A 12,006-nucleotide genomic window follows, 5' to 3' on the forward strand; every position below is an offset into this window, starting at 1 on the left:
CATGGCGGCCTTGTCCGCCATGCCGCGCCATCGCCGCGGTCGGCCGCGCGGATCGCGGCGCCGGGGCTTTCCCGCGCCGCCCGCTACGGCACCAGCACGGCGCGGCCGACCACCTTGCCGGCCTTGAGCTCGGCGTAGACCTCGGGCGCCCGTTCCAGCGGGTACTCGGTGATGTGCGCGCGGATGCGGCCGTCGCGCGCCATCGCGATCACCTCCATCAGCTCGGCGCGGCCGCCCCAGTAGGGCGTGCACACCTCGCAGCCGTAGGGCGTGCTGCCGAAGCGGAAGTCGTGGTGGCCGCCGCCGAGGCCGACGATGGTCCAGCGGCTGTCGCGGCCGAGCACGCGCGCGCCCAGGTCGAAGGTGGGCTGGATGCCCACGCAGTCGAGCACCAGCGCGGCGCCGCGCGGGCCGACGATGTCGCGGATCGCCGCGGCGGCCGCCTCCACGTCGCGGGTGTCGACGGTGGCGTCGGCGCCGAGCTCCCGCGCCTGCCGCAGCTTGGCCGCGTCGACGTCGCCGGCGACGATGCGCACCGGCGCCAGCGCGCGCAGCAGCTGCACCGCCATGTGGCCCAGGCCGCCCACGCCCAGCACCACCGCCGTGGCGCCGGCGGCGAGCCGGGGCAGGGCGCGCTTGATCGCGTGGTAGGGCGTGAGCGCGGCGTCGCTCAGCGGCGCGGCCTGGCGCGGGTCGAGCGAGCCCAGCGGCACCAGCAGGCGCGCCGCCGGCACCAGCATGTACTCGGCCATGCCGCCGTCGAAGCCCAGGCCGCCGCCGGCGCCGCCGAGCCGCTCGGCGTTCTCGCAGTAGTTCTCCATCGACACCTGGCAGGCGTGGCAGTGGCCGCAGCCCCAGGGGCCGTAGACGGCCACCGCGTCGCCCTCCTTGAAGCCGCCGACGCCCTCGCCCAGCGCGGCGATCCAGCCGGCGTTCTCGTGGCCGAGGGTGAAGCCGGCCCGGAAGCCGAGCTCCTCCTCCATCACGTGCAGGTCGGAATGGCACACGCCGGCGCCGCCGATCTTCAGCAGCACCTGGCCGGGACCGGGCTCGGGGCGCGGCACGTCCTCCACCGTGGCGGGCTTGCCGACGCCGTTGAAGCGCACTGCTTTCATGGCTTGCTCTCCCTGGCCGCGAAGAAGCCGGGAAGCTAGCGCCCGCGAGGGCTAGGCGGCGTGAACCGGGCTCAGGCCGCGGCGAGGCTGTCCATGAACACGCGGCACAGCGCCTCCATGCCGGCGCGGTCGTCCTCGTCGAAGCGGGCGAGCAGCGGGCTGTCCACGTCCCACACGCCGAGCAGCGCGCCGTCGGCCTTCACCAGCGGCACCACGATCTCCGACTGCGAGGCGGCGTCGCAGGCGATGTGCCCGTCGAAGGCGTTGACGTCGCGCACCAGCTGGGTCTGCCGGGACTGCGCGGCGGTGCCGCACACGCCGCGGCCGAGCGCGATGCGCACGCAGGCCGGCTTGCCCTGGAACGGGCCGACCACCAGCTCGTTGCCGTCGTAGAGGTAGAAGCCGGCCCAGTTGAGCCCGGGCAGGCTGTGGAACACCAGCGCGCTGAAGTTGGCGGCGTTGGCGATCAGGTCGCGCTCGCCGGCGAGCAGGCCGCGCGCCTGCCGCGCCAGCTCCTCGTAGTGCTCGCGCTTGCTGGCGTGCGCGCCGGCCTTGAGTTCGAACATGGGAGCGATCCCGGCGGGGAAACCCGTATTATGCGCCGGTCGCCAAGGGGAGGAGACGCACATGAGCCTGACCGAGCAGCGCGAGGGCGTGGAGGCGGGGCGGCTGGACATGTTCGTGGACGGCGCGTTCGCCTTCACGCTGACCCTGCTGGTGATCGGCGGCGACGCGGTGCCGGACAGCGCCGACAAGCTGCTGCGCATGCTCGGCGGCGTGCCCGCCTTCGCGGTGTGCTTCTCGCTGATCGCCTACTTCTGGCACGGCCACGTGCGCTGGCGGCGGCGCTGCCCGGAGGCCGACCGCGGCGGGCTGTGGCTGTCGCTGATGCTGGTGTTCTTCGCGCTGATCTTCGTCTATCCGCTGCACATGCTGTTCGCCAGCCTGTTCAACGGGCTCGGCGGCGACGCCTTCCCCAGCGAGTTCAAGCTGGACAGCCCGCGCCAGATACGCGCGCTGTTCGTCTGCTACGGCGTGGCCTTCGCCTGCATGGCGGGCACGCTGGCCCTGCTGTTCCGCCACGCGGCGCGCGGCGCGCAGGCGCGCGGCGGCTCGCCGCTGCCGGCGCGGCTGGACATGCTGGAATGGAGCGTGCCCACCGCGCTGGGCGTGCTGTCCGCGCTGCTCGCGCTGCTGCTGCCGCTGTCGGCGCCGCCGCTGTGCTGGGCGCTGCCGGGCTTCGTCTACGCGCTGATGTTCCTGATCGGCCCGCTGACCGCGCGCTTCCGCCGCCGCCACGGCATGGGCGAGCCCTGAGGCATGCGCGCGCTGTTCGTCGCCGGCACCGACACCGGCATCGGCAAGACCCACGCCGCCTGCGCGCTGCTGCACGCGCTGCGCGCCGCCGGCCGCGACGCGGTGGGCATGAAGCCGGTGGCCAGCGGCTGTATCGAGACGCCGGAAGGACTGCGCAACGAGGACGCGCTGGCGCTGCAGGCCGCCTCCGCGGGCGCGCCGCCCTACGCGCTGGTGAACCCGGTGGCGCTGCGCGCGCCGCTGTCGCCGCACCTGGCCGCGGCGCGCGAGGGTGTCGCCGTCGCGCTGCCGCCGCTGCGCGCGGCCTTCGGGCGGTTGCAGGCGCGGCACGAGGTGGTGGTGGTGGAGGGCGTGGGCGGCTGGATGGTGCCGCTGGCGCCGGGCCTGCTGGCCTCGGCGATGCCGCGCGAATGGCGACTGCCGGTGGTGCTGGTGGTGGGGCTGCGGCTGGGCTGCCTCAACCATGCGCTGCTCAGCGCGCGCGCGATCGCCGCGGACGGCTGCGCGCTGCTGGGCTGGATCGGCAACCGCATCGACCCCGCGATGGAGGCGGCGGAGGAGAACCTCGCCACGCTGCGCGCGCTGCTGCCGGCGCCCTGCCTGGGCGTGCTGCCGCACGGCGTCGCGCCGGCGCAGGCCGCCGCCGCGCTGGACCTGGCGCCGTTCGATCGCCTTCACGCGCCGCATGCTTGAGTCGGCGCAGCCGTCCCACCAGGAGCGACCATGAGCCTGCGCAGCCGCTACTACCTGTCGATCGCCGACCTCGCCCGCGCGCGCGGCGCCGAGCCGTCGCTGAGCCACGACGGCGCCGGCCCCGGCGACTTCGCCGCGGCGCTGCAGGAGGCGCTGCGCACGCCGGCGCTGTTCGAGCGCTGGCGCGCCATGCGGCCGGACCCGGACGAGGTGGACGCGAGCCTGGGCGCCACCGATCCGGCCGCCACGGCGACGGCCAAGGTGGCCGACCTGCGCACCGACGTCGAGCTGGTCACCAGCCTGCCGATGCGCGTCGTGCGGCATCGCCTCGACCTGCTGATCGGGCCGAACTGGCAGCTGCGGGACATGCGCGCGGCCTGAGGCCGGGACTTCCGGCCCCTGGAAGCGGGCGTGCGGTGTGGTTACAGTCGGGCGTTTGAGCCAACCGCGTCCGCTCCCGGCGGACCGCCATTGCTGGGGGAACCCGTCATGCTCCGTCTGCGTACCCTCGTGATCGCCACCTCGATCGCCCTCGCCGCCTGCTCGTCGCACCAGTCCGAGCAGGCCGCCACGCCCGCCGCCCCGGCCAGCGCGCCGGCGCCGGCCACCACCACCGCCGCCGAGGCCACGATGAAAGCGGACAATCCCTTCGCCGCCGCCAGCACGCTGCCGTTCCAGGCGCCGCCGTTCGACCGGATCAAGGACGCCGACTACCAGCCGGCGATCGAGGAGGGCATGCGCCAGCAGCTGGCGGAGGTCGAGAAGATCGCCGGCAACCCCGAGCCGCCCACCTTCGAGAACACCTTCGTGGCGCTGGAGAAGTCCGGCGCGCTGCTGACCCGCGTGCAGCACGCCTTCGACGCCGTCACCGGGGCCAACACCGACGACACGCTGCAGAAGGTGCAGGAGGATGAGGCGCCGAAGCTGGCCGCGCACCAGGACGCGATCCACCTCGACGGCAAGCTGTTCGCGCGCGTCGAGGCCGTCTACGACCAGCGCGACGCGCTCAAGCTCGACGCGGAGTCGCGCCGCCTGGTCGAGGTGGTCTACCGCAACTTCGTGCGCGCCGGCGCCAAGCTGTCCGACGCCGACAAGGCCAGGCTGAAGGACCTCAACAAGGAGGAGTCCACCCTCAGCACGCAGTTCACCAACAAGCTGCTGGCCGCCACCAAGGACGGCGCGCTGGTGGTGGACGACAAGGCGAAGCTCGCGGGCCTGTCCGACGCCGACGTCGCCGCCGCGGCGCAGGCCGCCAAGGACCGCGGCCTGGACGGCAAGTGGGTGATCGCGCTGCAGAACACCACCCAGCAGCCGGCGCTGCAGGGCCTGGACGACCGTGCCGCCCGCGAGGCGCTGTTCAAGGCCTCGTGGGACCGCGCCGAGAAGGGCGACGCCAACGACACGCGCGCCATCATCGAGCGCCTCGCGCAGCTCCGCGCCGAGCAGGCGCGGCTGCTCGGCTACCCGAGCTACGCCGCGTGGAAGCTGGACGACCAGATGGCCAGGACGCCGGAGACCGCGCTCAAGTTCATGCAGCAGCTCGCGCCCGCCGCCGTGGCGCGCGCGCGGCGCGAGGCCGCCGACATCCAGGCGCTGATCGACCGCCAGAAGGGCGGCTTCAAGCTGCAGGCGTGGGACTGGCAGCACTACGCCGAGCAGGTGCGCAAGGCCAGGTACGACCTCGACGAGAGCCAGATCAAGCCGTACTTCGAGCTGGACAACGTGCTCGAGAACGGCGTGTTCTATGCCGCCAACCAGCTCTACGGGCTCACCTTCAAGGAGCGCAAGGACATCCCGACCTGGCAGCCGGACATGCGCGTGTTCGAGGTGTTCGACAAGGACGGCGCCTCGCTCGCGCTGTTCTACTGCGACTACTTCAAGCGCGACAACAAGAACGGCGGCGCCTGGATGAGCAACCTGGTCGACCAGTCGAAGCTGCTGGGCACCAGGCCGGTGGTCTACAACGTCGCCAACTTCACCAAGCCGGCGCCGGGCCAGCCCGCGCTGCTGTCGTTCGACGACGTGATCACGATGTTCCACGAGTTCGGCCACGCGCTGCACGGCATCTTCGCCGACGGGCAGTACCCGACGCTCTCGGGCACCAGCACCGCGCGCGACTTCGTGGAGTTCCCCTCGCAGTTCAACGAGCACTGGGCCACCGACCCGAAGATCTTCGCCCACTACGCCAGGCACTACCAGACCGGCGCGCCGATGCCGCAGGCGCTGGTGGACAAGATCAAGAAGGCCGCCACCTTCAACAAGGGCTACGACATGACCGAGCTGGTCGCCGCCGCCCTGCTCGACATGGAGTGGCACAGCCTGTCCGCCGACGCCGGCAAGCAGGACGCCGATGCCTTCGAGGCGGCCGCGCTGAAGAAGGACGGCGTGGAGCTGTCCTACGTGCCGCCGCGCTACCGCTCCAGCTACTTCCAGCACATCTGGGGCAACGGCTACGCCGCCGGCTACTACGCCTACCTGTGGACCGAGATGCTGGCCGACGACGCCTTCGGGTGGTTCAAGGAGCACGGCGGGCTGACCCGCGAGAACGGCGACCGCTTCCGCGCCATGATCCTCTCGCGCGGCAACGCCGTCGAACTGGAGAAGCTCTACGAGGACTGGCGCGGCAAGGCGCCGAGCGTGGAGCCGATGCTGGAGAACCGCGGCCTCAAGGAAGGCGCGAAGAAGTAAGGTCCGTCGCCGCGGAAGCGCGAAAGGCCCGCTGCGGCGGGTCTTTCGCTTTTCCGGCAGCGCCGCGGGGTTCCGCCGGCGCCGGATGCCGGCCGCGGCGCATGCTTTTTCCCCTCTCCCCTCCGGGGCGAGGGTGGGGTGAGGGGTCGCACTGGCGACAAGCCTTTCACCGAAGCAACGAGCGCCGACGCGAGTCCCCTCCCCTCACCTCGGTCCTCTCCCCGCAGGTGGAGAGGAAGAAGAAGCCGTCAGTACGCGAACTCCCGGAACACCGGGTCCACGCTGCCGTTCCATTCGCCGTGGAACAGCTCCAGCTTGCGCTCGGCCGGCGTCTGGTCGGCCTCGACGATCTCGACCAGCGGCTCCAGGAAGATGCGCTCGTCGGCGCCGCGGCTGTTGAGGCGGGCGCGGCGCTGGAGGCCGTGCGCGGCGATCTCCAGCGCCTCGCGGGCGAGGTCGCGCACGGTGCCGCGGCGGAACGGCAGCTTCAGCGCGTGCCTGGGCACGCCGTCGCGCAGCGCGTGGCGCTCCTCGCGGCTGAAGTCCTTGACCAGGTCCCAGGCGGCGTCGAGCGCGTCGTCGTCGTAGAGCAGGCCGACCCACAGCGCGGGCAGCGCGCACAGGCGGTTCCACGGGCCGCCGTCGGCGCCGCGCATCTCCAGGTACTGCTTCAGGCGCACCTCGGGGAAGGCGGTGGTGAGGTGGTCGGCCCAGTCCTTCAGGGTGGCGCGCCGGCCGGGCAGGGCGTCCAGCGTGCCGGCCATGAAGCGCCGGAAGTCCTGCCCGGCGAGGTCGATGTAGCGGCCGTCCTGGTAGCTGAAGTACATCGGCACGCCGAGCATGTAGTCGACGTAGCGCTCGTAGCCGAAGCCGTCCTCGAACACGAAGTCGAGCATGCCGGTGCGGTCCGGGTCGGTGTCCTCCCACACGTGCGAGCGGTAGGACAGGTAGCCGTTCGGCCGCCCGTCGGTGAACGGCGAGTCGGCGAACAGCGCGGTGGCCACCGGCTGCAGCGCGAGGCTGGTGCGGAACTTCCTCACCATGTCCGCCTCGCTGCCGAAGTCCAGGTTCACCTGCACGGTGCAGGTGCGCGTCATCATGTCCAGGCCGAGCCCGCCGACCCGGGGCATGTACTCGCGCATGATCTTGTAGCGGCCCTTGGGCATCCAGGGCATCTCCTCGCGCCGCCATTTCGGCTGGAAGCCCATGCCGAGGAAGCCCAGGCCCATGCCGTCGGCGATCGAGCGCACCTCCTCCAGGTGCCGGTTCACCTCGCAGCAGGTCTGGTGGATGCTCTCCAGCGGCGCGCCGGACAGCTCCAGCTGGCCGGCCGGCTCCAGCGTGATGCTGGCCTGGTCGCGGCTCAGCGCCACCGGGATGTCGCCCTCGCGGGCGACCGCCCAGCCGTAGCGCGCGGCGAGCTGCTCCAGCAGCACGCGGATGCCGCGCTCGCCCTCGAACGCGGGCGGCCGGAGGTCGTCGGTGCGGAAGCCGAACTTCTCGTGCTCGGTGCCGATGCGCCAGGCCTCGCGCGGCTTCTCGCCGGCGGCGAGGTAGTCGACCAGCTGCTGGCGATCCTGGATCGGCGTGTTCTTGACGGCGCTGGGGATGGACACGGGGCGGCCCTTGGTGGGAGAGCGGACTAATGGGGACGGCGCGCTGCTCCGCAAAGGGGGCGGCGAGACAAAATTGTACGCGAGGGTACAGGTGTTCCGCGCCGGCCGCGCGGCGGCCAACCGGGAAGAGCGCCGCCGCCGGGGCGGCCGCGAAGGGAGCCGCCGGCGCGCGGCGGAAACGCGAGAGCCGCCCGGGGGCGGCTCTCGCGCGGGCGTGCGGGACGCCGGCTCAGCGCTTCATCGAGTTGAAGAACTCGTCGTTGGACTTGGTGTTCTTCATCTTGTCCAGCATGAACTCCATCGCCGCCAGCTCGTCCATCGGGTGCAGCAGCTTGCGCAGGATCCAGATCTTGGCCAGCAGGTCCGGGTCGATCAGCAGGTCCTCGCGGCGGGTGCCGGAGCGGTTGATGTCGATCGCCGGGTACACGCGCTTCTCGGCGATGCGGCGGGACAGGTGCACCTCCATGTTGCCGGTGCCCTTGAACTCCTCGTAGATCACCTCGTCCATCTTGCTGCCGGTGTCGATCAGCGCGGTGGCGATGATGGTCAGCGAGCCGCCCTCCTCGACGTTGCGCGCGGCGCCGAAGAAGCGCTTGGGCCGCTGCAGCGCGTTGGCGTCCACGCCGCCGGTGAGCACCTTGCCGGAGCTGGGCACCACGGTGTTGTAGGCGCGGGCCAGGCGGGTGATCGAGTCGAGCAGGATCACCACGTCCTTCTTGTGCTCGACCAGGCGCTTGGCGCGCTCGATCACCATCTCGGCGACCTGCACGTGGCGCGCGGCCGGCTCGTCGAAGGTGGAGCTGATCACCTCGGCGCGCACGGTGCGGGCGATCTCGGTCACCTCCTCCGGGCGCTCGTCCACCAGCAGGATGATCAGGTGCACGTCCGGGTGGTTGTACTGGATCGCCTGCGCGATGTTCTGCAGCATCATCGTCTTGCCGGACTTCGGCTGCGAGACGATCAGGCCGCGCTGGCCGCGGCCGATCGGCGCCACCAGGTCGAGGATGCGGCCGGTGATGTCCTCGGTCGAGCCGTTGCCGCGCTCGAGCTTGAACGCCTTGCGCGGGAACAAGGGCGTCAGGTTCTCGAACAGCATCTTGTTCTTCGACGCCTCCGGCGGATCGCCGTTGATGTCGTCGACCTTGAGCATCGCGAAGTAGCGCTCGCCTTCCTTCGGATGGCGCACGCGGCCGGTGATGTAGTCGCCGGTGCGCAGGTTGAAGCGGCGGATCTGCGAGGGCGAGACGTAGATGTCGTCCGGGCCGGCCAGGTACGACTCGTCGGCCGAACGCAGGAAGCCGAAGCCGTCCTGCAGGATCTCCAGCACGCCCTCGGCCCAGATGCCGCCGCCGGAGCGGGCGTGCGCCTTGAGGATGTTGAAGATCACGTCCTGCTTGCGCTGGCGCGCCACGCCCTCGCGGATGCCCAGCGACTCGGCGAACTCCAGCAGCTGCACCGCGTTCTTGCGCTTGAGCTCGGTGAGGTTGATCAGCCGGTCGCTGCTGCCGATGTCGGCGTTCTCGTCGTCGTCCATCGGGTAGCCGTGCGGGTTGGGCCGCTGCGGCCCGCCGCCGCCCTGGCCGCGCTGCTGGTTGCGCTCGTGGCGCCGGCGGCGGCCGCGGCCGTCGCGGTCGTTGCGGCGCTCGTGGTTGCCGTTCTGGCCCTGCGGGCCGTTGCCGTTGCCGCCGCCCGGCGCGCCTTCGCGCGCCTCCTGCGGCGGCTGGCCGGGGTACTCGCCGCGCGCGGCGGGCGCCTCGCCCGCGGCGGGCGCCGCCTCGGCCGGCGCGGGACGCTCGGCGGCGGGAGCGGGAGCGGCCGCCTCGGCGGCGGCCTTGTCGGCCGCGGCGGCGCGGCGCGGCGCGCGGGGGCGCGGCTGCTCGGCCACGGGCTTGGCATCGGCGCGCTTGGCGTCGGTCGTTTCTTGGCTTTCGATATCGGACACGGGCAAACCTCTTAGGGGCGCCGTTGGTAGAGAGGAGGGAGGGCGAGCGTCGCGCGGTGCGCGCTGCAGGGACAGGACCGTCCCGACGGTTGCCGCAGCAATCTAGCACCCGCCGCGCGGCGGCGTAAAGCGCGGCGCGGCGGGCGGAAGGCGGATCAGAGCGCCTTGTCGATCATCTGGGTCAGCTGGCCCCTGCTCACGGCGCCGATCTGGGTGGCCTCGACCTTGCCGTTCTTGAACACCATCAGGGTGGGGATGCCGCGCACGCCGTAGGTGCGGGGCGTCTTCTGGTTGTGGTCGATGTTGAGCTTGGCGATGCGCAGCTTGCCCTCGTACTGCCTGGCCAGCTCGTCCAGCATCGGCGCGATGGCCTTGCACGGGCCGCACCATTCGGCCCAGAAGTCCAGCAGCACGGGGGTGTCGGATTGCAGCACCTCCTGCTCGAAGGCGTCGTCGCTCACATGGGTAATCAGGTCGCTCACCGGGGTCTCCGATAGATGGCGGGGTAGGGGCTTTGACGACCGCGCGGCCAGCATCGGCTACACTGGGGTGCCCATGAAGCGCGGGGTCGGGCCGGAAGGAGAGGGTTTCGCCGTTGCGGCGTCGTCTCCATTCCAGCGTAACTGAAGGCGCGATTCAAGCGATTCAAGGGCCGCCGCGGACGGTTCCGTTGACATAGGCGAGCGGGCTCCCGGGCAGGCGCCGGCGCGCCCGCTCGCCTATGCCAGCGGAACTGTCGGCGCGCCGCTCATGACGCCACGGCGCCCGCCGCGCACCGTGCCGCCGGTCCCGCCGCAAGCCCGCGGGCTTGCCGGGCCGCCACGGTGCGCCGCGCCGCATCCATCCACCCGTCCCGTCGCTCCCGGCGCGGGACCGGACGCCGCCCCGCGGCCGTCCGCACCGGCTTCCACTTTCATGTCACAGACCGTACTCACCGACACCTTCTTCACCAACTTCGAGCTCCACCCCCTGCTGCAGCAAGGCCTGGACGAGGCCGGCTTCACCCGCTGCACGCCGATCCAGGCGCTGACCCTGCCGGTGGCGCTGGCCGGCCGCGACGTCGCCGGCCAGGCGCAGACCGGCACCGGCAAGACCTGCGCCTTCCTGGTCGCGCTGATGAACCGCCTGCTCACCCGCCCGGCGGTGGCCGGGCGCAAGGATTCCGACCCGCGCGCGCTGGTGATCGCGCCGACCCGCGAGCTGGCCATCCAGATCGACAAGGACGCGCGCAGCATCGGCCGCCACACCGGCCTGAAGACCGCGCTGATCTACGGCGGCGTGGACTACGACAAGCAGCGCCAGCAGCTCAAGGACGGCTGCGACATCATCATCGCCACCCCCGGCCGCCTGCTCGACTACTACAAGCAGCACGTGTTCGGCCTGGACAGCGTGGAAGTGATGGTGGTGGACGAGGCCGACCGCATGTTCGACCTCGGCTTCATCAAGGACGTGCGCTTCATCTTCCGCCGCCTGCCGCCGCGCGAGCAGCGCCAGGTGCTGCTGTTCTCCGCCACGCTCAGCCACCGCGTGCTGGAGCTGGCCTACGAGCACATGCACGAGGCCGAGAAGCTGGTGGTGGAGGCCGAGAACGTCACCGCCGACCGCGTGCGCCAGGTGGTGTACTTCCCGGCCAAGGAGGAGAAGCTGCCGCTGCTGCTCAACCTGATCGAGCGCAGCCAGCCCACCCGCAGCATCGTCTTCGTCAACACCAAGATGGCCGCCGAGCGCGTCACCGAGCGGCTGAAGAAGCAGGGCTACCGGGTCGGCGCGCTGTCCGGCGACGTGCCGCAGCTCAAGCGCCAGAAGCTGCTGCAGCGCTTCCAGGACGGCCAGCTCGACATGCTGGTATGCACCGACGTGGCCGCGCGCGGCCTGCACATCCCGGCGGTCAGCCACGTGTTCAACTACGACCTGCCGCAGGACGCCGAGGACTACGTGCACCGCATCGGCCGCACCGCGCGCCTGGGCGCCGAGGGCGACGCGGTCAGCTTCGCCTGCGACCTGTACGCGATGAGCCTGCCGGAGATCGAGGCCTACATCGGGCAGAAGATCCCGGTGGCCACGGTGGAGCCGGACATGCTGGTGATGCCCAAGCCGCGCGCGGTCGACCCGGAATTCGCCGCCGCCGCGGCCGCCGACAGCGCCGCGTTCGGCGACAGGGTGGCGCCGCGCGAGGGCGGTCGCTCCGGCGAGGGCCGCACGCGCCGCCGCCGCGATGGCGAGCGCGCGCCGCGCGGGGAGCACGGCGGCGAGCGCCGCCCGCCGCGCGCGCCGAAACCCGCCGAGGCCGCCGGCGAGGCGGCCGCGCCTGCCGCCGTGGCGCCTGCCGCGCCGGCTTCCGGCGCCCCGGCCGAGGCCGGCGCCGTCGCCGGCGAGCGCAAGCGGCGCCGTCGCCGCGGCGGCCGCGGCCGCCGGCGCGAGGGCGGCGAGGCGGTCGCCGCCACGCCGGCGACGAGCGTTCCCGAGAACGCCCGCGCCCCGCGCGGCGAGCGCCGTCCGCCGCGCGAGCGCGGCGCGGAGGCGCCGGCGCGGCCCTCGCGCCAGGTGGCCGTGCAGGCCGGCGTGCCGGGCGAGGCGCCGGCGAAGAAGCCGGGCTTCTTCCGCCGCCTGACCCGCCTGTTCACCGGGCGCTGAA

At 72.3% G+C, this 12,006-nt stretch carries 10 protein-coding genes; 5 read left to right on the top strand and 5 right to left on the bottom strand.

All coding sequences use genetic code 11. The annotated features are described in order from the left end of the window. Positions 1-83: 83 nt before the first annotated feature. Both C7456_RS14035 and C7456_RS14040 read right to left on the bottom strand, forming a co-directional pair. Positions 84-1,115 carry an NAD(P)-dependent alcohol dehydrogenase gene (locus tag C7456_RS14035; RefSeq protein WP_109724450.1) on the bottom strand — a complete coding sequence of 344 codons (1,032 nt, stop codon included), beginning with the start codon at positions 1,113-1,115 and terminating at the stop codon, positions 84-86. Between the two features lie 71 nt (positions 1,116-1,186). After that, entirely contained in the window at positions 1,187-1,681 is a 495-nt protein-coding gene (locus C7456_RS14040; RefSeq protein ID WP_109724451.1) for a GAF domain-containing protein, read from the bottom strand. Between the two features lie 61 nt (positions 1,682-1,742). On the opposite strand from C7456_RS14040, the gene C7456_RS14045 reads away from it, so the two are divergent. The 4 genes from C7456_RS14045 (at position 1,743) to dcp (ending at position 5,813) form a co-directional block, all read left to right on the top strand. Continuing rightward, positions 1,743-2,432 carry a TMEM175 family protein gene (locus C7456_RS14045; protein WP_109724452.1) on the top strand — a complete coding sequence of 230 codons (690 nt, stop codon included), beginning with the start codon at positions 1,743-1,745 and terminating at the stop codon, positions 2,430-2,432. Between the two features lie 3 nt (positions 2,433-2,435). Then, complete coding sequence (bioD, locus tag C7456_RS14050) at positions 2,436-3,125, top strand: dethiobiotin synthase (RefSeq protein WP_109724453.1); 690 nt, start codon at positions 2,436-2,438, stop codon at positions 3,123-3,125. A 30-nt stretch (positions 3,126-3,155) separates the two neighbouring features. Beyond that, entirely contained in the window at positions 3,156-3,506 is a 351-nt protein-coding gene (locus C7456_RS14055) for a hypothetical protein (protein WP_109724454.1), read from the top strand. Positions 3,507-3,614: 108 nt separating this feature from the next. Next, entirely contained in the window at positions 3,615-5,813 is a 2,199-nt protein-coding gene (gene dcp, locus C7456_RS14060) for a peptidyl-dipeptidase Dcp (RefSeq protein ID WP_109724455.1), read from the top strand. A gap of 248 nt (positions 5,814-6,061) precedes the next feature. Here the strand turns inward: dcp and C7456_RS14065 are convergent, their stop codons facing one another. The 3 genes from C7456_RS14065 to trxA form a co-directional block, all read right to left on the bottom strand. Further along, positions 6,062-7,429, bottom strand: a complete 1,368-nt coding sequence (locus C7456_RS14065; RefSeq protein ID WP_109724456.1) for a glutamate--cysteine ligase — start codon at positions 7,427-7,429, stop codon at positions 6,062-6,064. Between the two features lie 229 nt (positions 7,430-7,658). Continuing rightward, entirely contained in the window at positions 7,659-9,371 is a 1,713-nt protein-coding gene (gene rho, locus C7456_RS14070; protein ID WP_109724457.1) for a transcription termination factor Rho, read from the bottom strand. A 155-nt stretch (positions 9,372-9,526) separates the two neighbouring features. Continuing rightward, positions 9,527-9,853, bottom strand: a complete 327-nt coding sequence (gene trxA, locus C7456_RS14075; RefSeq protein ID WP_109724458.1) for a thioredoxin TrxA — start codon at positions 9,851-9,853, stop codon at positions 9,527-9,529. Positions 9,854-10,286: 433 nt separating this feature from the next. Here trxA and C7456_RS14080 point away from each other — a divergent pair, with 433 nt between their 5' ends. Beyond that, positions 10,287-12,005: a DEAD/DEAH box helicase gene (locus C7456_RS14080; protein WP_109724459.1), complete on the top strand. Its 1,719-nt coding sequence runs from the start codon at positions 10,287-10,289 to the stop codon at positions 12,003-12,005. Position 12,006: the final 1 nt, after the last annotated feature.

It is taken from the genome of Fulvimonas soli (assembly GCF_003148905.1).
Taxonomy (GTDB): domain Bacteria; phylum Pseudomonadota; class Gammaproteobacteria; order Xanthomonadales; family Rhodanobacteraceae; genus Fulvimonas; species Fulvimonas soli.

Excerpts from the sequence above, each read along its gene's own strand:
- C7456_RS14035 (WP_109724450.1), bottom strand. The coding sequence starts at position 1,115 with ATGAAAGCAGTGCGCTTCAACGGCGTCGGCAAGCCCGCCACGGTGGAG.
- C7456_RS14040 (WP_109724451.1), bottom strand. The coding sequence starts at position 1,681 with ATGTTCGAACTCAAGGCCGGCGCGCACGCCAGCAAGCGCGAGCACTAC.
- C7456_RS14045 (WP_109724452.1), top strand. The coding sequence starts at position 1,743 with ATGAGCCTGACCGAGCAGCGCGAGGGCGTGGAGGCGGGGCGGCTGGAC.
- bioD (WP_109724453.1), top strand. The coding sequence starts at position 2,436 with ATGCGCGCGCTGTTCGTCGCCGGCACCGACACCGGCATCGGCAAGACC.
- C7456_RS14055 (WP_109724454.1), top strand. The coding sequence starts at position 3,156 with ATGAGCCTGCGCAGCCGCTACTACCTGTCGATCGCCGACCTCGCCCGC.
- dcp (WP_109724455.1), top strand. The coding sequence starts at position 3,615 with ATGCTCCGTCTGCGTACCCTCGTGATCGCCACCTCGATCGCCCTCGCC.
- C7456_RS14080 (WP_109724459.1), top strand. The coding sequence starts at position 10,287 with ATGTCACAGACCGTACTCACCGACACCTTCTTCACCAACTTCGAGCTC.